Annotated in this window: 23 protein-coding genes and 1 pseudogene; 8 read left to right on the top strand and 16 right to left on the bottom strand. The window is 71.5% G+C overall.

The features are described from left to right. Positions 1 to 135: 135 nt before the first annotated feature. Positions 136 to 558, bottom strand: coding sequence for a nucleoside-diphosphate kinase (gene ndk / locus BM419_RS02285; protein WP_091924736.1), 423 nt, complete (start codon positions 556 to 558; stop codon positions 136 to 138). A gap of 268 nt (positions 559 to 826) precedes the next feature. Between ndk and BM419_RS02280 the strand changes: the two genes are divergently transcribed. Then, a complete protein-coding gene (locus BM419_RS02280; RefSeq protein WP_020091800.1) occupies positions 827 to 1,291 on the top strand; it encodes a DUF2147 domain-containing protein in 465 nt (154 codons plus the stop codon). A gap of 6 nt (positions 1,292 to 1,297) precedes the next feature. Here BM419_RS02280 and BM419_RS02275 read toward each other — a convergent pair whose 3' ends face one another. After that, the gene (locus BM419_RS02275) at positions 1,298 to 1,933 is read right to left on the bottom strand and encodes a glutathione S-transferase N-terminal domain-containing protein (RefSeq protein WP_056521224.1); all 636 of its coding nucleotides are present in this window, start codon (positions 1,931 to 1,933) and stop codon (positions 1,298 to 1,300) included. Positions 1,934 to 2,173: 240 nt separating this feature from the next. Here BM419_RS02275 and BM419_RS02270 point away from each other — a divergent pair, with 240 nt between their 5' ends. The 5 genes and pseudogenes from BM419_RS02270 to BM419_RS02250 all read left to right on the top strand — a co-directional run bounded on the left by BM419_RS02270 (position 2,174) and on the right by BM419_RS02250 (position 6,474). Continuing rightward, the gene (locus tag BM419_RS02270; RefSeq protein WP_091924733.1) at positions 2,174 to 2,482 is read left to right on the top strand and encodes a hypothetical protein; all 309 of its coding nucleotides are present in this window, start codon (positions 2,174 to 2,176) and stop codon (positions 2,480 to 2,482) included. Between the two features lie 126 nt (positions 2,483 to 2,608). Then, the gene (locus BM419_RS02265) at positions 2,609 to 4,648 is read left to right on the top strand and encodes an FUSC family protein (protein ID WP_091924729.1); all 2,040 of its coding nucleotides are present in this window, start codon (positions 2,609 to 2,611) and stop codon (positions 4,646 to 4,648) included. Positions 4,649 to 4,671: 23 nt separating this feature from the next. Continuing rightward, positions 4,672 to 4,866, top strand: coding sequence for a DUF1656 domain-containing protein (locus tag BM419_RS02260; protein WP_020091795.1), 195 nt, complete (start codon positions 4,672 to 4,674; stop codon positions 4,864 to 4,866). Beyond that, a complete protein-coding gene (locus BM419_RS02255; protein ID WP_091924726.1) occupies positions 4,866 to 5,921 on the top strand; it encodes an efflux RND transporter periplasmic adaptor subunit in 1,056 nt (351 codons plus the stop codon). Before BM419_RS02260 ends, BM419_RS02255 begins: the two co-directional genes overlap by 1 nt. Before the next feature lie 71 nt (positions 5,922 to 5,992). Beyond that, positions 5,993 to 6,474, top strand: a pseudogene (locus BM419_RS02250) (DUF3280 domain-containing protein). Positions 6,475 to 7,066: 592 nt separating this feature from the next. On the opposite strand, the gene gatB reads toward BM419_RS02250, so the two are convergent. The 5 genes from gatB to BM419_RS31615 form a co-directional block, all read right to left on the bottom strand. Next, entirely contained in the window at positions 7,067 to 8,539 is a 1,473-nt protein-coding gene (gene gatB / locus BM419_RS02245) for an Asp-tRNA(Asn)/Glu-tRNA(Gln) amidotransferase subunit GatB (protein ID WP_091924723.1), read from the bottom strand. 184 nt (positions 8,540 to 8,723) lie between these two features. Then, positions 8,724 to 9,023, bottom strand: coding sequence for a hypothetical protein (locus BM419_RS02240; protein ID WP_091924720.1), 300 nt, complete (start codon positions 9,021 to 9,023; stop codon positions 8,724 to 8,726). Next, positions 9,020 to 10,498 (bottom strand): Asp-tRNA(Asn)/Glu-tRNA(Gln) amidotransferase subunit GatA, encoded by a 1,479-nt coding sequence (gene gatA / locus BM419_RS02235; RefSeq protein ID WP_020091790.1) that lies wholly within the window; start codon positions 10,496 to 10,498, stop codon positions 9,020 to 9,022. Before gatA ends, BM419_RS02240 begins: the two co-directional genes overlap by 4 nt. A gap of 78 nt (positions 10,499 to 10,576) precedes the next feature. Continuing rightward, a complete protein-coding gene (gatC, locus tag BM419_RS02230) occupies positions 10,577 to 10,864 on the bottom strand; it encodes an Asp-tRNA(Asn)/Glu-tRNA(Gln) amidotransferase subunit GatC (RefSeq protein ID WP_020091789.1) in 288 nt (95 codons plus the stop codon). 169 nt (positions 10,865 to 11,033) lie between these two features. Next, positions 11,034 to 11,174, bottom strand: coding sequence for a hypothetical protein (locus BM419_RS31615; protein ID WP_012317484.1), 141 nt, complete (start codon positions 11,172 to 11,174; stop codon positions 11,034 to 11,036). 172 nt (positions 11,175 to 11,346) lie between these two features. Here BM419_RS31615 and BM419_RS02225 point away from each other — a divergent pair, with 172 nt between their 5' ends. Both BM419_RS02225 and ruvX read left to right on the top strand, forming a co-directional pair. After that, on the top strand, positions 11,347 to 11,916 hold the full coding sequence (locus tag BM419_RS02225; protein WP_091924717.1) for an SMI1/KNR4 family protein: 570 nt from the start codon (positions 11,347 to 11,349) through the stop codon (positions 11,914 to 11,916). Then, complete coding sequence (gene ruvX / locus BM419_RS02220) at positions 11,913 to 12,425, top strand: Holliday junction resolvase RuvX (RefSeq protein ID WP_020091786.1); 513 nt, start codon at positions 11,913 to 11,915, stop codon at positions 12,423 to 12,425. The genes BM419_RS02225 and ruvX overlap by 4 nt, the downstream gene beginning before the upstream one ends. On the opposite strand, the gene dprA is transcribed toward ruvX, so the two are convergent. The 9 genes from dprA to BM419_RS02175 all read right to left on the bottom strand — a co-directional run bounded on the left by dprA (position 12,415) and on the right by BM419_RS02175 (position 19,960). Beyond that, entirely contained in the window at positions 12,415 to 13,614 is a 1,200-nt protein-coding gene (dprA, locus tag BM419_RS02215) for a DNA-processing protein DprA (protein ID WP_091924715.1), read from the bottom strand. The two genes, ruvX and dprA, sit on opposite strands and share 11 nt — an antisense overlap. 46 nt (positions 13,615 to 13,660) lie before the next feature. Next, complete coding sequence (gene plsY, locus BM419_RS02210; RefSeq protein WP_244540690.1) at positions 13,661 to 14,263, bottom strand: glycerol-3-phosphate 1-O-acyltransferase PlsY; 603 nt, start codon at positions 14,261 to 14,263, stop codon at positions 13,661 to 13,663. After that, positions 14,263 to 15,567: a dihydroorotase gene (locus tag BM419_RS02205; protein WP_091924709.1), complete on the bottom strand. Its 1,305-nt coding sequence runs from the start codon at positions 15,565 to 15,567 to the stop codon at positions 14,263 to 14,265. Before BM419_RS02205 ends, plsY begins: the two co-directional genes overlap by 1 nt. After that, complete coding sequence (gene hisF / locus BM419_RS02200; RefSeq protein WP_091924706.1) at positions 15,564 to 16,367, bottom strand: imidazole glycerol phosphate synthase subunit HisF; 804 nt, start codon at positions 16,365 to 16,367, stop codon at positions 15,564 to 15,566. Before hisF ends, BM419_RS02205 begins: the two co-directional genes overlap by 4 nt. A gap of 32 nt (positions 16,368 to 16,399) precedes the next feature. Next, the gene (hisA, locus tag BM419_RS02195; RefSeq protein ID WP_020091781.1) at positions 16,400 to 17,143 is read right to left on the bottom strand and encodes a 1-(5-phosphoribosyl)-5-[(5-phosphoribosylamino)methylideneamino]imidazole-4-carboxamide isomerase; all 744 of its coding nucleotides are present in this window, start codon (positions 17,141 to 17,143) and stop codon (positions 16,400 to 16,402) included. Positions 17,144 to 17,180: 37 nt separating this feature from the next. Then, on the bottom strand, positions 17,181 to 17,840 hold the full coding sequence (hisH, locus tag BM419_RS02190; protein ID WP_091924703.1) for an imidazole glycerol phosphate synthase subunit HisH: 660 nt from the start codon (positions 17,838 to 17,840) through the stop codon (positions 17,181 to 17,183). Between the two features lie 19 nt (positions 17,841 to 17,859). Continuing rightward, positions 17,860 to 18,345 carry a DUF2628 domain-containing protein gene (locus BM419_RS02185; protein WP_091924700.1) on the bottom strand — a complete coding sequence of 162 codons (486 nt, stop codon included), beginning with the start codon at positions 18,343 to 18,345 and terminating at the stop codon, positions 17,860 to 17,862. A gap of 67 nt (positions 18,346 to 18,412) precedes the next feature. Next, entirely contained in the window at positions 18,413 to 19,000 is a 588-nt protein-coding gene (gene hisB, locus BM419_RS02180) for an imidazoleglycerol-phosphate dehydratase HisB (RefSeq protein WP_020091778.1), read from the bottom strand. Between the two features lie 84 nt (positions 19,001 to 19,084). After that, positions 19,085 to 19,960, bottom strand: coding sequence for an S-methyl-5'-thioadenosine phosphorylase (locus BM419_RS02175; RefSeq protein ID WP_091924697.1), 876 nt, complete (start codon positions 19,958 to 19,960; stop codon positions 19,085 to 19,087). Positions 19,961 to 20,027: the final 67 nt, after the last annotated feature.

Genomic DNA, 20,027 nt, shown 5'->3' with positions numbered 1-20,027 from the left:
GCCGTTGGACGCTCCCGGGCTCCGTCCCGTCAAGGACGACCCGGTCACACAGGGCGGCATTCCCGGCGCCGCCGGGTACGGGGCGCGCGAATGGCGGATCGGTGTGCCCAACCCGCCACCGCGCGTCGCCTCGCCTCAGGCGGCGATGTCGGAATCCTTGAAGAACTGCGCGATCTCGAGCTTGGCGTTCTCGGCGCTGTCGGAGCCGTGGACGGTGTTCTCGCCGACGGACTCGGCGAACCTCTTGCGGATCGTGCCCTCGGCGGCTTGGGCCGGGTTCGTGGCACCCATCACCTCACGGTACTTGGCGACGGCGTTCTCGCCCTCGAGGACCTGGACCACGACCGGGCCGGAGGTCATGAAGGTCACGAGCTCGCCGAAGAACGGGCGCTCCTTGTGCACCTCGTAGAACTTCTCGGCTTGCTCCTTGGTCATGCGGATGCGGCGCTGGCCGACGATGCGCAGGCCGGCCTCCTCGATGACGGCATTGACCGCGCCGGTCAGGTTCCGCCGCGTCGCGTCGGGCTTCAGGATCGAGAAGGTGCGCTCGGTGGCCATGGTGCGTCCGGTCTGTCTGTGGAAAAGATCTGCGGCGCGCCGGCAATCCGGACACGCCGCGGCAGCGAGAATTTCGCTTCGGCGCCGGGCTTATAGCGGGCGCCCCCCGGTGCCTCAAGCTGCACGGCGCGCCCTGGCGGGGCAAGCGCGGCCGTGGCTCTGCCGCAACACCGCCGAAAAATCGCCCGATTGCGGCGGCTCAGTCGCGCACCAACCGACTTCGTCCACCCCTCGGGCGCCCGCGGCGCCCCAATCCCGGAGACGAACCATGCGACTCGCTCTCAGCGCCAGCCTGCTTCTCGCCGGCCTCACCGCCGCCTCCGCCGACACGGGCAAGGACCCGTCCGGCACCTGGCTCACCGGCGACGGCCGCGCCAAGATCCGGATCGACCGCTGCGGCCCCGGCCAGAAGCTGGTCTGCGGCAAGGTCGTCTGGCTCAAGACGCCGACCTTCGACAACGGCGCCCCGCGCACCGACCTCAAGAATCCCGACCCGAAGAAGCGCGCCCGTCCGGTGATCGGTCTCCAGCTGATCGAAGGTCTGAAGCCGGACGACGCGAAATTTACCGGCGAGCTCTACAATATCGAGGAAGGCAAGATCTACACGGTCAGCCTTGAGCGGGAGAGCGAGGCCGAGCTCAACGTGTCGGGCTGCATGCTCAAGATCCTGTGCGGGTCGCAGACCTGGACCCGCGTGCCGGACGTGAACCAGCAGGCCGCCAATAAGAACTGAGCTTCGTCAGATCGCCGCGAGGCCGCGCTGCACTGCCGGCCTCGCCAGGATGCTCTCGAGCCACCGGGCGACGTTCGGGAGGGTGTCGATGTCGACACCCTGCTTGAAGTTGAGCTTCGCCCAAGTGAACGTCGCGATGTCGGCGACGGAGTAGTCCTCGGCCAGGAAGGCGCGCCCCTCGAGGCGCCGCTCCAGCACACCGTAGAGGCGCTTGGCCTCGGCGGTGAACCGGTCGATCGCGTAAGGCAGCTTCTCGGGCGCGTAGATCTTGAAGTGGTGTGTCTGCCCGAGCATCGGCCCGAAGCCCGCCACCTGCCAGAACAGCCACTCGTCGACCGCCACGCGGGCGCGCTCGTCGGTCGGGTAGAACTGCCCGGTCTTCCGGCCGAGATACTGCAGGATCGCGCCTGATTCGAAGACCGAGATCGGCTGTCCGCCCGGACCGTCCGGATCGACGATGGCCGGGATCTTGTTGTTGGGCGAAATCGCAAGGAAGTCGGGCGCGAATTGCTCGTTCTTTGCGATGTCCACCGGAACGATCCGATAGGGGAGCCCGCACTCCTCCAGCATGATCGGGATCTTCCAGCCGTTCGGCGTACTCCATGTGTGGACGTCGATCGGCCGCCCGGACACCGCTGCCATGCTCTGCCTGCTCCTGGACCCGATCGTCGGCGGCGCGGTGGTCCTCCGCCGTTTCCGAATTGCCCCGGCAGTGAAGACGATTTCCCGGCCGCGCTCAAGGGCACCGCGCCCGTAGACGCGGTCGCACGGCGAAGCTGCGCCGGGGCTGGCGGCGGCGGCGCGGCCGGGCTTGCCGGCGCCGCGGGAGAGCGGCGAGATTGCGGCTCGGGCGCCGGAACGGCGCCCGAGGGGGAACATCCGATGATCGATCGTCTCGTCAGGATCGCGGTCCTGTCCGCGCCGCTGCTCGCCGCCTGCCCGGCTCTCGCCAAGGAGCTACCTGCCAAGGAATCACCCGCCAAGGAAGCACCCACGAAGGCGCCGCCCGCCGCCGAGGCGCCGGCCGCCAGGGCGCCGAGCGCGGGCCAGTCCGCCGCCCGCGATCGCCAGAAGACCTGCGGCACCGAGTGGCGCGCCCTGACCGACGCGCAGAAGGCGGCGCAGGGACCGAAATGGCCGCAGTACTGGAGCAAGTGCAACAAGCGCCTGAAAGGTGGCGACAAGGCCTGATCGGCTAGAACCGCGGGGCGTTCCGTTCGTTCGAACATCCGCGGCGGGTTGGCAGGAGGCACGAGGCGATGACGGACTCTTCTCCGTCCGGTCGGGCGGTGGACAGCGCGCCGCGCGGGGTCCGGCATGGCTGAGGCCCCCGCCGGCTCCGTCGCAGATCGCCGCCCCGAACCGCTCGGCGACCGCATCCTGGCGTTCCTCGATGCCTGGGTGCCGAAACCGGCCGCCTGGGCCTTCGCGCTGCGGATCTGGATCGCCATGATGCTGGCGCTGGCCGCCGCATTCTGGCTCCAGCTCGACAGCGCCTCGTCCGCCGCCACCTGCGTGGCGATCCTCGCCCAGCCCAAGCGGGGGCAGGCGATCTCGAAGGCGGTCTACCGCCTGCTCGGCACGCTCGTCGGCGCGGCGGTGGCGCTCGTCTTCATGGCGCTCTTCGGCCAGGACCGGGTGCTGCTGCTCCTCAGCTTCACCGTCTGGCTCGGCCTCTGCGTCTTCGTCGCCCAGTTTCTGCAGGACACGCGGGCCTACGGCGCGATGCTGTCCGGCTACACTGTGGCGATCATCGCGCTCGGCCAGATCGACGATCCGCAGGGGACCTTCGACGCCGCCGTGTCCCGCGTCGCCGCGATCGTGCTCGGCATCGTCGTGATCACCTTCATCAACGACGCCCTCGCCTCGCCGAGCACGTGGCGGGCGCTGCTGCCGCAGCTGCGCGCGGCCTGGGACCAGACGCGCGGCTACGCCCGCGAGACTCTGGCGTCGGGGGATCTCGGCGCCCCGCGCACCGCCGCGCTGATCCGCGCCATCGCGCCGATGCGGGCCGATGCCAGCGCCATCGCGGGCGAGCTGGACGACGGCCGGTACCGCGCGGCCGGCGCGCGCAGCTGCATCGCCGCGCTCTACGTGATGGCGGCGTCGATCCGCGGCCTCGGGGCCGCGGCCGCGTCCCTGCGCGATCCGAGCCCGGCCGTCGCGGAGGCGATGGCGATCTGCCGGCGGGTGGCCGACGCGCCCGATCCCGACGCCCTCGACCGAGACGACGAGCGCCTGCGCGACTTGGTCGACGCGGCTATCCGCGACGGGACCCGTCCCCTCGATGAGGTCGTTGTGCTCCAGCGCGCCCTCGACTTCGTCTGCGCCGCGACCTTCGCGCAGGACGGCATCCGCGCCGTCGCCGACGGCCACAGGCCTCTGCGCGACGCCGAACTGCCGACGCACCGCGACTTCCCGGTCGCCCTCCGCGGCGCCCTGCGGGTGGCCCTGAGTTTCGCGGTCACCGCCGCCACCTTCGCGGCGCTCGGCCTGCCCCAGGCCTCGTTCGCACTGGTCCAGGTGGCCGCCACCGCGGCCCTGTCGTCGATGACGCCGGACCCGAAGAAGTTCGCGAACGGCGTCGTCGTCGGCATGACGCTGGCCGCCGCCCTGGCGGGCATCGCCCGGTTCGCGCTCCTCAACGGTGTCCAGGGCTTCCCGATGCTGGCGCTCGTGATGGCGCCGGTGATCTTCCTGGGCTGCTTCCTCTCGCTGAACCCGAAGACCTTCGGGGTCGGCTTCATCCTGATCGTGTTCTTCCCCGTCCTGCTGGGGCCCTCGAACCCGCAGACCTACGACGCCCTGAGCTTCCTGCTGAACGCGTTCCTCGTCGTCGTGGCGGCCGTGATCCTGTCGATCATCGTCCGCCTCATCCTGCCGATCTCGCCGGCCCAGCAGCGGGTCTTCGCCCTCGGTTCGGCGCGGCGGGCGCTCGCCGACGCCCTCGTCGGCCAGGGCGGCGACGCCACCACCCGCACGAGCCTGAATGCCGACCGACTGTTCCAGTTCGCCGCCTACAGCTCGGGGAGCGCGGCGGTGCGGCAAGCGAACCTGCACCACGCCTTCGCCCTCGCCCGCCTGGAGGCCGCCGCCGCCCGGGCCCACGCGGAACTGCGCCGCCTCTGGTCGGTCGGAGCCCTGCGCGGCGCGATCCCGCGGGCGCGGGACGCCCTCGCGGCGGGCGACGATCGCGGGCTCGAGATGGCGGCGCGCGACCTGATCCGCGCCGCCTCCAGCCAGGACCGGGCGGTGCGGCTCACGACGGCCCGTGCCGCCAGCGACCTCGTCACCGCGTCGCGGACCATCGCCCGCCACAGGCGATTCCTCCAACGCCTCGAGATCGCGCTATTCTGATTGCCGCTTCTTCCGGGGTAACCATGCACGAGGACATCCATGTCGGCGGGGTGCTGGTCACGGCCTTCGTCGCTTACGCGCTCGCCGCGTTCGTGATCCTGGTCGTCCTTCGCCTCGTCTTCGCCCGCATCCGCTTCAGCCGCTACGTCGCCAACGCCCCGCTCGCCGAAGCCGGCCTCTACGTCTGTGTCCTCGCCCTCCTGATCGCGTTCATCTGATGCCCGACACGACCGCCGACGAGGACGATCCGAAGTCCGCCGCCCGCGACGGCGCGCCCGGGCGGAGCGACCCCCTGCCCGCAGTGCCGCGCCGGGGCCGGGCCGCCAAGGTGTTCCGCCTCGCGGCCACCGGCGTGATCCTGCTCGCGGCGATCCTGGCGGGAGCCTTCGTGTGGGAATTCTACGTGGCGGCGCCCTGGACGCGCGACGGCACGGTCCGGGTCCAGGTCGCCAACATCGCCCCGCAGGTCGCGGGTCAGATCGTCGAGGTCCGGGTCCAGGACAACCAGAACGTCCGCAAGGGCGACGTCCTCTACGTCATCGACCCGGTCGATTTCGAGGTCGCCGTCACCTCGGCGGATGCCGAGGTCAAGAATCGCGAGGCCGATCTGCAGGTGAAGAACGCCGAGTCGGCCCGGCGCCAAGCGCTCTCGACCGTGTCGACCTCGATCGAGGAGAAGCAGCGATTCGCAGGCGCCGCGAAGATCGCCGAGGCGTCGCTGGAGAGCGCGCAGGCGCAGCTGCGGCAGGCCAAGGTGAATCTGGAGCGCACCCAGGTGAGGTCGACCGTCAACGGACGGGTGACCAACCTGCTGATGCGGGTCGGCGACTATGCCCGGACCGGCACCTCGAACATCAACGTGGTCGACACAGACTCCTTCTGGATCGACGGCTATTTCGAGGAGACCAAGATGTCCAACATCCGCGTCGGCGACCCCGCCGACGTGAAGCTGATGGGCTTCGATTCGCACCTGACCGGCACGGTCCACAGCATCACGCTCGGCATCTCCACGGCGAACGCCGCCGCCAGCACGCAGGGGCTGCCGGACGTCAACCCCGTCTACACCTGGGTGCGCCTCGCCCAGCGGGTGCCGGTCCGCATCCGCATCAACCACGTCCCGGCGGGCGTCCCGCTCATCGCCGGCATGACCGCGACGGTGTTCGTCCACGGCGGCCGCGGCCCGGCACCGAGCTGGTTCATGGACCTGCGCGACCGCGTCTCCGGCCTGGCAAAGCCGGCGGCCAGCCCCACCCGGGAGGCTGACCGGCGCTGAATCGCGGCGCGGACGCGATCCGGTTGGCGGGGGCGCGGTTTCCCGGACACGCATCCGCGCCGGAGATCACGATGAACCGACTGCTCGCACTCGCCACCGTCCTGCTGACCGCGGGACCGGCCGCGGCCGCGCCCCCGCGGGCCGCGGTATTCGATTTCCAGTTCTCGAACCTATCGCCGGTGCCGGGTGACGCCGCCGACACCGCGCGGCTGAAGCGGGTCAGCGCCGAACTGCGCGACCTCTCCAGAAGAAGGGCCTGTTCGTCGTGGTCTCGACCGAGCCGGTGCGGGACGAGGTCACCAGAAGTGCCGACCTGCGCCGCTGCAATGGCTGCGCGGATGACTTCGCCCGCAAGCTCGGCGCGGATGTCGCGATCACCGGCGAGGTGCAGAAGGTCTCGAACCTGATCCTCAACCTCAACGTCTACGTGAAGTCCCTCACCGGCGACGCGCCCGAGAAGGCCTACAGCGTGGACCTGCGCGGCGACACGGACGAGTCCTTCGACCGCGGCATCCGCTTTCTGGTCGAGAACAATATGGGCGCCGGCAAGTAGCTTGCGGGCCAATCAATATTTCGCAGCGCCACGGGATCGATCCAAGTGATTGAGCTCGCACGCGCTGCGGTGCGGCGGCGGGGGCAAGTGGATCGAAAAAGCCTTTTGCCGAGAAAATAGCTATTGACCGACTTGGAGGACGGGCGCAGTCTCCATCTGTGCTTAGCGAGAGCGGGCACGGACCGGCACGAAATCTTGACGCGATCAGGTTTCGCAGCGGTGTCGGTCGTCGGAAGCTGGAGGAGACAGGGATGACTCCACCGCAGCGGAATGCCGCCTAGACGGTTCAGGGACAGGTTCGGCCCGAGACCCAGCGGCACAACACGAACAGCCGGACGGACGCGGCTCCAGGGGCGCAGAAGCGGCCACGCATGGCACGCCTTCGAATGCGCGAAAGGCCCCACTTCGAGCCGTTCCGCCGCGGTTTTTCTTCGAGGATCTGTTCGTGGCCCACCTGCCCGGCATCGCCGCGGCGGGATCTCGTCGTGGCTTTGGCGAGCATGGGACTGGCCGGCGACGTCGAAGCGACGGCCATCCGATCCCGGCACTCATCCTGAGGCCGGGCGCGGACCGGCCGCTCGCCGCGGGCGGCTCACTCGATCCCGAGCTTCGCCTTGAGCAGCGCGTTCACCGCCGCGGGGTTCGCCTTGCCGCCGGTGGCCTTCATGGTCTGGCCGACGAACCAGCCGAGCAGGGTCGGCTTCTCTTTCGCCTGGGCGACCTTGTCGGGATTCGCCGCGATGATCTGGTCCACAGCCGCCTCGATGGCGCCCGTGTCGGTCACCTGCTTCATGCCGCGGCTCTCGACGACGGCGCGCGGGTCGCCGCCCTCGGTCCAGACGATCTCGAACAGGTCCTTGGCGATCTTGCCGGAGATGACGCCCTCGCCGATCAGGTCGATGATCGCGCCGAGCTGGTCCGCCGAGACCGGGGTCGCGTCGATGGGCAGCCCCTCCTTGTTGAGGCGCCCGAACAGCTCGTTGATCACCCAGTTGGCCGCGGCCTTGCCGTCCCGGCCCTTCGCCACCGCCTCGTAGTAGTCCGCGGAGGCGCGCTCGGCGACCAGCACGCCGGCATCGTAGGGCGAGAGGCCGAACGCCGAGACGAACCGCGCCTTCTTGGCGTCCGGCAGCTCGGGCAGCCCCTCGGCCAGGGCGTCGACGTAGGCCTGGTCGAATTCCAGCGGCAGCAGGTCCGGATCGGGGAAGTAGCGGTAATCGTGCGCCTCTTCCTTCGAGCGCATCGAGCGCGTCTCGCCCTTGGTCGGGTCGAACAGGCGCGTCTCCTGGTCGATCTTGCCGCCGTCCTCGAGGATGGCGATCTGGCGCCGCGCCTCGGTCTCGATCGCCTGCCCGATGAAGCGGATCGAGTTGACGTTCTTGATCTCGCAGCGCGTGCCGAGCGGCTCGCCGGGGCGGCGCACCGAGACGTTCACGTCGGCGCGGAGCGAGCCCTTCTCCATGTCGCCGTCGCAGGTGCCGAGATAGCGCAGGATCGTGCGCAGCTTGGTCACGTAGGCCTTCGCCTCCTCGGAGGAGCGCAGGTCGGGCCGGGAGACGATCTCCATCAGCGCCACGCCCGACCGGTTGAGGTCGACGAAGCTTCGGGTCGGATCCTGGTCGTGCAGCGACTTGCCCGCATCCTGCTCGAGGTGCAGGCGCTCGATGCCCACGGTGATCGAGGCGCCGTCGGCCAGATCCACCAGGACCTCGCCCTCGCCAACGATCGGGTCCTTGTACTGCGAGATCTGGTAGCCCTGCGGCAGGTCCGGATAGAAGTAGTTCTTCCGGTCAAACACGGAGCGCAGGTTGATCTTGGCCTTCAGGCCGAGGCCGGTGCGCACCGCCTGGGCCACGCACTCGGCGTTGATCACCGGCAGCATCCCGGGCATCGCGGCGTCGACCAGCGACACGTGGTCGTTCGGCTCGGCCCCGAACTCCGTCGAGGCGCCGGAAAACAGCTTCGCCCGGCTGGACACCTGGGCGTGGATCTCCATGCCGACGATCACCTCCCAGTCGTGGAGGCCGCCCTTGATCAGCTTCTTGGGGTCGACGGGTGCGTTCATGGTCGGTCCGAAAGGCGGCTGGCGTTCGAGGCGTCGCCGTCGTCGCGAGCGCAGCGAAGCGATCCAGGGAAGCGCGAGGCTTCCAGGCGTTGCGCCGCCGGATCGCTTCGCTGCGCTCGCAGAGACGGCGGAGGCGCCGCATGCGTCGAGCGAGTGATTTTCTAGGAGGCCCCTGCCCGCAGGGTCAAGCGCGGCGTCCGACCGCCTGCCGGGTGCCGTAACCCACGACGGCCCAGAGCAGGGCCGCGACGGCGCGGACCGGGAAGAAGGTCGGGCCGTCGCGGGTGATCGGCGCCGGCCACGGGATGCCGGCCGCGCTGACCGCGTAGGAGAACAGCACCGAGAAGCCGAGCGCCGCGATCGCCGCGATGAAGACCTTGCCGAACTGACTGGCGGTCCAGCCGAGATAGACCGCCACCACGATCAGCGCCGGATCGAATGCGGCCCAGATCCAGACCGTCCAGGGATAGTACGGGACGGTCATGACCACCACGGCTCGGGCAGGACGGTGCGACCGGCCGCGTCCTCGATCACCTGCGCGACCGCGAACAGCGTCTCCTCGTCGAAGGGCCGGCCGATGAGCTGGAGGCCCAGCGGGAGGCCCTGGCCGTCGAGCCCCGCCGGCACCGCGATGCCCGGCAGCCCGGCCATGTTCACCGTCACGGTGAACACGTCGTTGAGGTACATCTCCACCGGGTCGGCCGAGGCCTTCTCGCCGATGCCGAAGGCGGCCGACGGCGTCGCCGGCGTCAGGATCGCGTCGACCCCGGCCGCGTAGGCGGCCTCGAAGTCGCGCTTGATCAGCGTGCGGATCTTCTGCGCGCGGACGTAGTAGGCGTCGTAGTATCCGGCCGAGAGCACGTAGGTGCCGATCATGATCCGGCGCTTCACCTCGCGGCCGAAGCCGGCGGCGCGGGTGTTCTCGTACATCCCGGCGATGTCCTTGCCGGGCACGCGCAGGCCGTAGCGGACGCCGTCGTAGCGGGCGAGGTTCGAGGAGGCCTCGGCCGGGGCCACGATGTAGTAGGCCGGCAGCGCGTAGGCGGTGTGCGGCAGCGAGATCTCCCGGATCGTCGCGCCGGCGGCCTTGAGCCACGCCGCGCCCTCGTCCCAGAGCTTCTGGATCTCCGCGGGCATCCCGTCGACCCGGTACTCCTTCGGGATGCCGATGGTCAGGCCCTTCACGCCGCGCGACACGGCGGCCTCGAAATCGGGCACCGCGAGGTCGGCGCAGGTCGTGTCCCGGGCGTCGGCGCCCGCCATGGAGCCGAGCAGGATGGCGCAATCGCGCACCGTCCGGGCGATCGGGCCAGCCTGGTCGAGGGAGGAGGCGAAGGCCACCGTCCCCCAGCGCGAGCAGCGCCCGTAGGTCGGCTTGATCCCGACTGTGCCGGTGAAGGCGGCGGGCTGCCGGATGGAGCCGCCGGTATCGGTCGCGGTGGCGCCGAGGCAGAGGCGCGCGGCGACCGCCGCGGCGGAGCCGCCCGACGAGCCACCGGGCACGATCGGCGCGTCCGATCCGGCGCGCCGCCAGGGCGAGACCACGTTGCCGTAGGCGCTGGTCTCGTTCGACGAGCCCATGGCGAACTCGTCGAGGTTCAGCTTGCCGAGCATCACGGCGCCGTCGCGCCACAGATTGGCCGACACGGCCGATTCGTAGTGCGGCTCGAAGGTCTCGAGGATCTTGGAGCCCGCCGTAGTCGTCACGCCGTGCGTGCAGAACAGGTCCTTGATGCCGAGGGGGATGCCCTCGAGCGGCCGCGCCTCGCCGGACGCGATCTTCTGGTCCGAGGCTTCGGCCATCGCCAGGGCGCGGTCCGGGGTCTCCCGGATATACGCGTTCAGGACGCGGGCCTTGGCCATGGCGTCCAGATGGGCCTGGGTCAGCTCGCGGGCCGAGATCCGCTTCGCCTTCAGGGCGTCGCGCGCTTCGGCCAGGGTAAGTTCGTTCGGATCCACGCTGTTCACGTCCCCGCGCGCGCCGCCGCGCGCCTGCCCGCCAGAAATCCGGTCCGCAAGGTCCGGGCCGTCCTCGGCCTACTCGACCACCTTCGGGACCAGGAAGTAATTGTCCTCGGTCTCGGGTGCGTTGGCGACGACGTCGGCGGCGCGGCCGCCCTCCGTGACGACGTCCTCGCGCTTCTTCATCGCCATCGGCGTCACCGAGGTCATCGGCTCGACGCCCGCGACGTCGACCGTGCCGAGCTGCTCGACGAAGGACAGGATGGCGTTCAGCTCGCCCTGCAGGGGCCCGACTTCGTCGTCGGTGACCGCGATCCGCGCCAGATGCGCGATGCGCCGAACCGTCTTCTCGTCGACCGACATGCCGTCCCGTTCGTCCCTGCCCGGGAGCGCTCTCCCGAAGTCGGTCGCGCTATAGCATCGGCGCTCGACGCACCGCAACGCGGGTGGGCTATGCCGCGCCGCCCGCAGGGCGGCCGGCCGCGCGGGACCCGCCTGACCGCGCGCTCGGCGCGGGCGTGCGACGGGTGGATCAGGTCACGACGTGGTGGGGCGTCACCGACATCTCGATGGTGATTCCCGGTTGCCGGACCGGCTGGATCATGGCTTGGGTGAAGCCCGCGACCAGCACCTCGAAGGCGAGGAGCAGCATCCAGCGGTGCTTGCGCGGCATCGCCCGCCGGCGGCCGGACGGAGCGGAAGAGGAGAGCTGGCCGTTCGTCGACAAGGCGGACCCCTACAGCGTGGTTTAACGGAACATTAACCTACCTAGACGCGAACGGCTCCGCGCGCACCGGGGGCGATCTGCGGAGGGACCGAAGTCTGTGGACGGTGGAGCGGGAGCGATGTGGGAGACGGTCTTCGAGGAGCTCGCGCCGGGCTTCGTGCCGGACGAGGCGGCCCTCGACCGTGCGGCGGAGGCGCTGGGCTTCGCCCTGCCGGCCTCCTACCGCGGCTTTTGCCGGACCTGCGGCGTCGGCCTCGCGGGCGGGCAGTTCCGCGTCGCCGTGCCGGCACCGTTCGAGGCCTGCGATCTGGTGAGCCAAGCGGCCCTCATCGCCCACAGCGTCGGCGCCGCGGTCGCCATGCTGGAGGACGGGGCGGAGCCGCACCGCTTCGACGTCGAGGGCGGCGACGCCGGCGTCGTCGAGCGCGCCTGCTTCTTCGGCGCGGGCGAGGACGGCAGCTTCCTGTTCTGGGACGTCACCGGGACCGACGGCGAGTACGACGTCTGGCTGCTGGCGCCTGACCTGGAGACGGTGCGGTTCGGCGGCGAGAGCCTCGCCGACTTCTTCTCCCGGGTCACGGCGCCGTCCGCGGCCCTGGTCCTGGGACCGGGCTCGGAGCCCCTCCCCGCCCGGTTCGAGGGCGTCACCGAGGCCATTCTGGCGCGCGCCGCGCGGGCGGAACCATGAACTTCGACGCGATCCGCGCCTTCGCCGCCGAGTCTCGCGGCGGCGCCCGCCTGATCGGCATCGATCTCGGCACCAAGACGATCGGCCTCGCCCTGTCGGATCTCGGCCGCCAGATCGCGACGCCGCTGGAGACGATCCGCCGGGTGAAGTTCACCCCCGACGCGCAGCGGCTCGCCGCCCTGTGCCGGCAGCACGCGGTCGGCGGCCTCGTCGTCGGGCTGCCGCTCAACATGGACGGGAGCGAAGGGCCGCGGGTGCAGTCGACCCGCGCCTTCATGCGCAACCTCGCGCCGATCCTCCCCCTGCCCCACGTCTTCTTCGACGAACGCCTCTCGACCGCCGTGGTCACCCGCGCGCTGATCGAGGCCGACGCCTCGCGGGCGCGGCGCGGCGAACTCGTGGACAAGCTCGCCGCCGCCTACATCCTTCAGGGCTGCCTCGACGTCATGCGCAACCTCGCGGACGCCGATGCGGACGACGATCCCGAAGAGGACTCCCTCAGCGGCTGACCAGCGAGACGGTGCCGCTGCCGTGGCGCTCGATCCGTCCGTCGAGCTCCAGTTCCAGCAGCACGCTCTGCACGGTCCGGGCACCGACCCCGGCGCTCCGCGCCAGCTCATCGGTGCCGACCGGGCTCGGGCCGAGCAGGGCCACGATCCGCGCCCGGTCGTCCTCGGCCTCGGGCGGCTCGTCGCGCGCGGGATTGTCGGCGGACGCGCCGTCGGCTCGCTCCGGTCCCGGGTCGAGAGCCGCGTCGAGCGCGATCTCGTCCCAGAAATCCGGCTGCTCGGCCAGGTCCGGCCGCCCGCGCGCCGGGGCCGCCTCGGCGTCCGGGCCGCGCTCGATGATCGGTCCCAGCAACTCCAGCACGTGGTCCACCTCGGAGACCAGGGTGGCGCCCTGGCGGATCAGGTCGTTGGTGCCCTCGGCGCGCGGGTCGAGCGGCGAGCCGGGAACCGCGAAGACCTCCCGGTTCTGCTCCAGGGCGTAGCGCACCGTGATCAGCGAGCCGGAGCGGCGGGCGGCCTCCACCACCACCGTCCCGTAGGAAAGCCCAGAGATGATCCGGTTGCGCCTCGGGAAGTCCCGCCCCCGGGACTCCCAGCCCATCGGCATCTCCGCGAGGACCGCGCCGCCCTCCGCCAGGATGGCCTCGACCAGGGTCGCGTGGCTCGCCGGGTAGATCCGGTCCTGGCCGCCGGCCATGACGGCGATCGTGCCGGTCCGGAGGCTCGCCCTGTGGGCGCGCGCGTCGATCCCGCGGGCGAGGCCCGAGACCACCGTGAGGCCTGCCTCGCCGAGCCCGCGGGCGAGCCGCTTCGTGAAGGCGAGCCCCGCCGACGATGCGTTCCGCGAGCCGACGAGGGCGGCGGCCGGCCGGTTGAGGATCGGTGCGCCGCGCAAGGCCAGAAGCGGAGGCGCCGCGTCGACCTGTGTCAGGAGCCGCGGGTATTCCGCCTCGCCGGTGGCGATCAGCCGGCCGCCGAGGCGGGTCAGGGCCGCCAGCTCGGCCTCGGCCTCAGCGCGGGTGGGTGGCACGATCCGCCGTCCCTGGCGGCCGGTGAGCTCCGGCAGGGCGTCGAGGGCGGCGGCCGCGCCGCCGAAACGGTTCACGAGCCTCCGGAAGGTGCGGGGGCCGACGCCCTCGGTCCGGATCAGCCGCAGCCAGTCGAGCCGCTGGGCCTCGGTGAGCTGCATCCACCACCCCCACACCTGCCCGAAGGTCGGCGCGGCGCGCCGGCACTCAGCCCTTCTGGCCGATGCGCCCCTCGGTGCCGGACGCGAGTCGGCGGATGTTGGGCGCGTGCTTCCACCATAGCAGCAGGCCGAGGAGCAGGAACAGCAACGCCTGCGTCGGGGCATCCAGCGCCCAGAGGACGAGGGGTGTGGCCGCCGAGGCGGTGAGCGCCGCCAGTGACGAGTACTTGAGCGCGAAGGCGAGACCGAGCCAGATCGCCGCGAACGCCGCGAGGGCGGGCGGGCTGAAGGCGAGGAGCACCCCGATAAAGGTCGCGACGCCCTTGCCGCCCTTGAAGCCCAGCCAGACCGGGAAGAGGTGGCCGAGGAAGGCGCCGAGCCCGGCCGCGAGCGCCGGGCCCTCGCCCAACTGCCGGGCGATGAGGACGGCCGCCGTGCCCTTGAGGGCGTCGCCCAGGAGCGTCGCCGCGGCGAGGCCCTTGCGGCCGGTGCGGAGCACGTTGGTGGCGCCGATATTGCCGGAGCCGATCGCCCGCACGTCGCCGAGGCCGGCGAACTTCGTGAGGATCAGCCCGAACGGGATCGAGCCCAGGGCGTAGCCGAGGGCGAGGCCGCCGAGGGCGGCCGGGGTCGCGAGATCGGGGGGCATCATGCGGCGGCCGCGAGGTCGTCGACCGCGTGGACGATCCGGCCACCGACCAGCGTCAGCACCGCCGCGCCCTGGAGGCGCGCCTCGTCGAAGGGGGAGTTCTTGGAGCGCGACTTCAGCCGGCGCTTGTCGAGGACGTAGGGGAGATCGGGATCGATCAGCACGAGGTCGGCGGGGGCGCCGACCGCCAGCCGGCCGGCCTCGCGGCCGAGGATGCGCGCCGGATTCACGGTGAGCGCGGCGACGAGCTTGGGCAGCGCGAGGTCGCCGGTGTGGACGAGGCGCATGGCGGCGCCGAACAGCGTCTCGATGCCCAGCGCCCCGTCCGCCGCCTCGGCGAAGGGCAGGCGCTTGGTCTCCACGTCCTGCGGGTTGTGGTCGGACACGATCACGTCGATCACGCCCTCGTCGAGGGCGCGCACCACCGCCTGACGGTCGGTCTCGTGGCGCAGGGGCGGCGAGAGCCGGCAGAAGGTGCGGTAATGGCCGATGTCGTTCTCATTGAGGACGAGGTTGTTCACCGAGACGCCGCAGGTCACCGGCAGGCCGTCCTGCTTGGCGCGGCGGACGATCTCCACCGAATCGGCGCAGGAGATCATCGCAGCGTGGTAGCGGGCGCCGGTCAGCCGCACGAGGCGGATGTCGCGCTCCAGCATCACGGTCTCGGCCTCGCGGGGGATGCCCATGAGCCCGAGGCGCGAGGCGAGCTCGCCCTCGTTCATGACGCCCTCGGCGACGAGGGCGGATTCCTCCACGTGCTGCACGATCAGCGCGTCGAAATCCCGGGCGTAGGTCAGGGCGCGGCGCAGAACCTGGGCATTCGCCACGGCCCTGAGCCCGTCGGTGAACGCGACCGCGCCGGCCTCCTTGAGCAGGCCGAACTCGGTCATCTCCCGGCCGGCCAAGCCCTTGGTGATGGCGGCCGCCGGCAGGACGTTGACGCTCGCCGTGTCGCGGGCGCGGCGGAGCACGAAGTCGACGATGGCCGGCTCGTCGATCACCGGATTGGTGTCGGGCATGCAGACGAGCGTCGTAACGCCGCCCGCGGCCGCCGCGGCACTCGCCGAGGCCAGGGTCTCGCGGTGCTCGGCCCCCGGCTCGCCCACGAAGGCGCGCATGTCGATCAGCCCGGGGGTCAGCACGCGACCGGCGCAGTCGACGCGCTTCGCGTCGGCCGGAGCGCCCGGCGCCGCGCCGGCGGCGATGTCGGCGATGCGGCCGTCCCTCACCAGCACCGCGCCGGCGGTCTGGCGACCGGTCTCGGGATCGAGGAGGTCGGCGTTCGCCAGAAGGTAGCTGCTCACTGGGGCGCCCTCGCGGAAGAGGCCGGGCCGTCGAGGCGCATGGCGAGGCCGGCCGCCGCCATGTGCGCCTTCGCCTCGGCGACGCTCGCCTGCCCGAAATGGAAGATGGAGGCCGCCAGGACGGCGCTGGCGCCGCCCTCGGCCACGCCGGCCACGAGGTCGTCGAGGCCGCCGACGCCGCCCGAGGCGATCACCGGCACGGTGACGGCATCGCTGATCGCCCGCGTCAGGGCGAGATCGTAGCCGGAGCGCGTCCCGTCCTTGTCCATGGAGGTGACGAGCAGCTCGCCGGCGCCCTTCTCAGCCACCAGCCGCGCGAAGGCCACGGCGTCGATCCCGGTCGGGTCGCGGCCGCCATGGGTGAAGATCTCCCAGGCGGCCGGCGCGCCGGGGGACGACACGCGCTTGGCGTCGATCGCCACCACGATGCACTGCGCGCCGAACTTCTCGGCGGCCCGGGCCACGAGGTCGGGATCCTTCACCGCGGCGGTGTTGATCGCGACCTTGTCGGCGCCGGCGAGCAGCAGCGCGCGCACGTCCTCGACGGTGCGCACGCCGCCGCCGACGGTCAGCGGCATGAAGCAGGCCTCGGCGGTCCGGCTGACGATGTCGAGCAGGGTGCCGCGGGCCTCGCGGCTCGCGGTGATGTCGAGGAAGCACAGCTCGTCTGCGCCGGCCGCGTCGTAGACCTTGGCGGCCTCGACGGGGTCGCCGGCGTCGCGCAGGCCCTCGAAGCGCACGCCCTTCACGACGCGCCCGTCCTTCACGTCGAGGCAGGGAATGATGCGGGTCTTCAGCACGGGCGGAGTCTCATGTCGCGAGCCTCTGGATATCACGCCGTCGGGCCGCGCGCCGCAGCGATCGCCGCCAGGGCCGCCTCCGGATCGATGCGGCCGTCGTAGAGCGCCCGGCCGGTGATCGCGCCCGCGATCAGGGCGCAGTCGGGCTGCAGCAGCCGGTGGACGTCGTCGATCGAGGCGAGGCCGCCCGAGGCGATCACCGGGATGCGGACGGCCTGGGCGAGCGCCAGGGTCATCTCGACGTTGAGGCCCTTCAGGATCCCGTCGCGAGCGATGTCGGTGTAGATGATCGCCGCGACGCCCGCGTCCTCGAATCGGCGCCCCAGCTCCTCCGCGGTCATGCTGGAGGTCTGGGCCCAGCCCTCGACGGCGACGCGGCCGTCCTTGGCGTCGATCCCGACCGCGATCTTCCCGGGATACTTGCGGGCCGCCTCCCGCACGAAGCCGGGATCGCGCACCGCCGCGGTGCCGATGATCGCGCGGGCAACGCCCTTGCTCAGCCATCCCTCCAGGGTCTTCATCTCGCGGATCCCGCCGCCGAGCTGGACCGGGATCGTGACCCGCGCGAGGATCGCGTCGACGGCCTCGGCGTTCCGCGGGGCGCCCGCGAAGGCGCCGTCGAGATCGACGACGTGGAGCCAGGAGAAGCCCTGCGCCTCGAAGATCGCGGCCTGCGCGGCCGGATCGTCGCCGAAGACCTTGGCCTGCGCCATGTCCCCCTGGATGAGGCGAACGCAACGCCCCTCTTTCAGGTCGATCGCCGGGTACAGGATCACGGGCGCTTCCGTCCTTCTTGCCTGGGCCGAACGGCGCTCACGGGCGCCAGTTCAGGAAGTTGGCGATGAGCGCGAGGCCCAGCCGCTGGCTCTTCTCGGGGTGGAACTGCGTGCCGGCGACGTTGCCGCGGGCGACGAGGGCGGTGACCGGGCCGCCGTACTCGGCGCGCGCGACGACGTCGTCCGGGCGCGCCGCCTGCAGCGCGTAGCTGTGCACGAAGTAGGCGTGCAGCCCGTCCTCGCCGGTGGGAATGCCGGCGAGCAGCGGGTGGTCGCGCTCGGTCCGCAGGGTATTCCAGCCCATATGGGGGACCTTGAGGGCCGGATCCGACGGCCGGATCGGACCGACGTCGCCGGGAATCCAGCCGAGCCCAGGCGTGGTCGTGTACTCGAGCCCGCGGCTCGCCAGGAGCTGCATCCCCACGCAGATGCCGAGGAACGGGCGGCCCGCCCCGTGGGCGACCCGCGTCATCGCCTCGACCATGCCGGGGACGGAATCGAGCCCGCGGCGGCAATCCGCGAAGGCGCCGACGCCGGGCAGCACGACGCGGTCGGCCGCGGCCACCACCTCCGGGTCCGAGGTCAGGCAGATCCGCGCGTCGCGCCCGCTCTCGCGGGCGGCGCGCTCGAAGGCCTTGGCGGCGGAGTGGAGGTTGCCCGACCCGTAATCGATGATCGCGACGGTCTCGGTGGTCATGCGCGTCTCGCCCGGGAACTCACCGGGCGCCTTCCTGGGCGGGGAACAGCCCGATCACCGGCTCGGCCCGCCGGCTGGGGCCGCTCGGGAACGGGGCCCGGGGGGCGCTCGGGATCGCCTCGATCCAGCGGTTCAGCGCCCGGGCCTCGGCCTCCTCGGGCGTCGCGGCGACCACCGCGTCGCGCGCCGGCCAGCCGCGCCGCGCCAGGGTCCAGCGGCGCAGGCTGGAAGCCTCGAGGCCGATCAGCCAGGCGGCCAGCAGGGTGACGATCAGGCCGGCACCGGCCGGGAGCCCGAGGGCGATGCCGGCAGCGGCCAGCGCCACGAGGCCGACGAGGACGAGCAGGGCGGCGAGCCAGAGGCGGTGGAACAGGAACCACAGCACCGAGAAGGCGAAGGCCGGCCAGGAGAAGCCGTCGCGTACCAGGAGAGCCCGGTCGAGCCCGACCGTCTCGCCGGGCCGCGCATCGGCCGGCAGGTGGAGCGTGTAGCTGCGCATCCGCATCGCGAAACTCCGACAGCGCGCGCCGCGACGGCCGTGTGGCCGATCCGGGCGCCCGACGACAACGGGTCTACAGAGAGCCCTTGGTTGAGGGAACGCGCCCCTCCTCCCGCGGATCGATCGCCACGGCCTTCCGCAAGGCGCGGGCCAGCCCCTTGTAGCAGCTCTCCGCGATGTGGTGGGCGTTGTCGCCGTAGAGGGTCTCCACGTGGAGCGTCAGGCCGGCATTCATCGCGAAGGCCTGGAACCACTCGCGCACCAGCTCGGTGTCGAACTGTCCGATCTTCTCCACGCGGAACGTCGTGCGGAACACCAGGAAGGGCCGGCCGGAGATGTCGACGCAGACCCGGGTCAGCGCCTCGTCCATCGGCAGGTGGATGTCGGCGTAGCGCGTGACCCCGCGCTTGTCGCCGAGCGCCTTGGCAAAGGCCTGCCCCAGGGCGATGCCGCAATCCTCGGCCGAGTGGTGCTGGTCGATGTGCAGGTCGCCGTCGACCTTCACGTCCAGGTCGAACAGGGCGTGCCGCGCCAGCAGATCCAGCATGTGGTCGAGGAAGCCGATGCCGGTGGCGATCTTCGACCGCCCGGTCCCGTCGAGATTGACGGTGACCGCGATATCGGTCTCCGCGGTCTTCCGGCTGATGGAGGCGCTGCGCATTTCGGTCTGGACTTCGCGTCGGGGGCGGCCCGGGCCGCCCGCGCCTTCTAGAGGGAGTCGTCGCCGAATGGAAAGGCCGGCCGGCTAGCCGTTGAGAACCCGCCTCGCCACGGCGTCGAGCTTGGCGAGCAGCGCCGGATCCCGGACGGCGGGCGCCGTCATGATCGCGCCGTCCAGGGCCCGGTGCGAACCCGCCGGGCACGGCTCCCGCTCGCCCGGGAAATCGCGAGCGAGACGGGCGACGAGCCGCGCCGCCTTGTCGGCGTTGGCCCGGGCGACGGCGATCACCGCGGCGACGTCGACGGCATCGTGGCCCGGGTGCCAGCAATCGTAGTCGGTCACCATCGCGATGGTCGCGTAGGTGATCTCCGCCTCGCGGGCGAGCTTGGCCTCGGGCATGTTGGTCATGCCGATCACGTCGAAGCCCTGGGCCTTGTAGGCGCGGGATTCGGCCAGCGACGAGAATTGCGGCCCCTCCATGCACACGTACGTGCCGCCGCGATGGACCGCGATGTCCTCGGCCTTCGCGGCCTGGGCGATCCGCGCCTGCAGGCCGGGGCCCACCGGATGGGCGAGGGAGACGTGGGCGACGCAGCCGTCGCCGAAGAACGACGAGGCCCGGCCGTGGGTGCGGTCGACGAACTGGTCGACGAGCACGAAGAGGCCCGGCGGCAGGTCCTCGCGGAAGGAGCCGCAGGCCGAGAGGGCGACGAGGTCGGTGACCCCGGCCCGTTTCAGGGCGTCGATATTGGCGCGGTAGTTGATGCCCGACGGCGAGAGCCGGTGCCCCCGCCCGTGGCGCGCCAGGAACACGACCTTGGTGTCGCCGATGCGCCCGATCCGCAGGGCGTCCGAGGGCTCGCCCCAGGGCGACGCCACGCGCTCCTCGCGCACGTCCTCGAGACCCGGCAGGTCGTAGACGCCGGACCCACCCATGACACCCAGTACCGCTGCGCTCATGCCGGACTCCCTCAACGCGCGACGACTTGGCAGCGCGGCCTATCCCACCCGGCACCTCGTCCTCGGG

It is taken from the genome of Methylobacterium sp. yr668, from assembly GCF_900116245.1.
Lineage (GTDB): Bacteria > Pseudomonadota > Alphaproteobacteria > Rhizobiales > Beijerinckiaceae > Methylobacterium.
Note: the sequence above shows the minus strand (reverse complement) of the source record. Positions and strands in the feature narration are given on the sequence as shown.

What these genes read in the sequence shown, in the direction of transcription:
- ndk (WP_091924736.1), bottom strand. Translation starts at nt 558, where the DNA reads ATGGCCACCGAGCGCACCTTCTCGATCCTGAAGCCCGACGCGACGCGG.
- BM419_RS02280 (WP_020091800.1), top strand. Translation starts at nt 827, where the DNA reads ATGCGACTCGCTCTCAGCGCCAGCCTGCTTCTCGCCGGCCTCACCGCC.
- BM419_RS02275 (WP_056521224.1), bottom strand. Translation starts at nt 1,933, where the DNA reads ATGGCAGCGGTGTCCGGGCGGCCGATCGACGTCCACACATGGAGTACG.
- BM419_RS02270 (WP_091924733.1), top strand. Translation starts at nt 2,174, where the DNA reads ATGATCGATCGTCTCGTCAGGATCGCGGTCCTGTCCGCGCCGCTGCTC.
- BM419_RS02265 (WP_091924729.1), top strand. Translation starts at nt 2,609, where the DNA reads ATGGCTGAGGCCCCCGCCGGCTCCGTCGCAGATCGCCGCCCCGAACCG.
- BM419_RS02260 (WP_020091795.1), top strand. Translation starts at nt 4,672, where the DNA reads ATGCACGAGGACATCCATGTCGGCGGGGTGCTGGTCACGGCCTTCGTC.
- BM419_RS02255 (WP_091924726.1), top strand. Translation starts at nt 4,866, where the DNA reads ATGCCCGACACGACCGCCGACGAGGACGATCCGAAGTCCGCCGCCCGC.
- gatB (WP_091924723.1), bottom strand. Translation starts at nt 8,539, where the DNA reads ATGAACGCACCCGTCGACCCCAAGAAGCTGATCAAGGGCGGCCTCCAC.
- BM419_RS02240 (WP_091924720.1), bottom strand. Translation starts at nt 9,023, where the DNA reads ATGACCGTCCCGTACTATCCCTGGACGGTCTGGATCTGGGCCGCATTC.
- gatC (WP_020091789.1), bottom strand. Translation starts at nt 10,864, where the DNA reads ATGTCGGTCGACGAGAAGACGGTTCGGCGCATCGCGCATCTGGCGCGG.
- BM419_RS31615 (WP_012317484.1), bottom strand. Translation starts at nt 11,174, where the DNA reads ATGCCGCGCAAGCACCGCTGGATGCTGCTCCTCGCCTTCGAGGTGCTG.
- BM419_RS02225 (WP_091924717.1), top strand. Translation starts at nt 11,347, where the DNA reads ATGTGGGAGACGGTCTTCGAGGAGCTCGCGCCGGGCTTCGTGCCGGAC.
- ruvX (WP_020091786.1), top strand. Translation starts at nt 11,913, where the DNA reads ATGAACTTCGACGCGATCCGCGCCTTCGCCGCCGAGTCTCGCGGCGGC.
- dprA (WP_091924715.1), bottom strand. Translation starts at nt 13,614, where the DNA reads ATGCAGCTCACCGAGGCCCAGCGGCTCGACTGGCTGCGGCTGATCCGG.
- plsY (WP_244540690.1), bottom strand. Translation starts at nt 14,263, where the DNA reads ATGCCCCCCGATCTCGCGACCCCGGCCGCCCTCGGCGGCCTCGCCCTC.
- hisH (WP_091924703.1), bottom strand. Translation starts at nt 17,840, where the DNA reads ATGACCACCGAGACCGTCGCGATCATCGATTACGGGTCGGGCAACCTC.
- BM419_RS02185 (WP_091924700.1), bottom strand. Translation starts at nt 18,345, where the DNA reads ATGCGGATGCGCAGCTACACGCTCCACCTGCCGGCCGATGCGCGGCCC.
- hisB (WP_020091778.1), bottom strand. Translation starts at nt 19,000, where the DNA reads ATGCGCAGCGCCTCCATCAGCCGGAAGACCGCGGAGACCGATATCGCG.
- BM419_RS02175 (WP_091924697.1), bottom strand. Translation starts at nt 19,960, where the DNA reads ATGAGCGCAGCGGTACTGGGTGTCATGGGTGGGTCCGGCGTCTACGAC.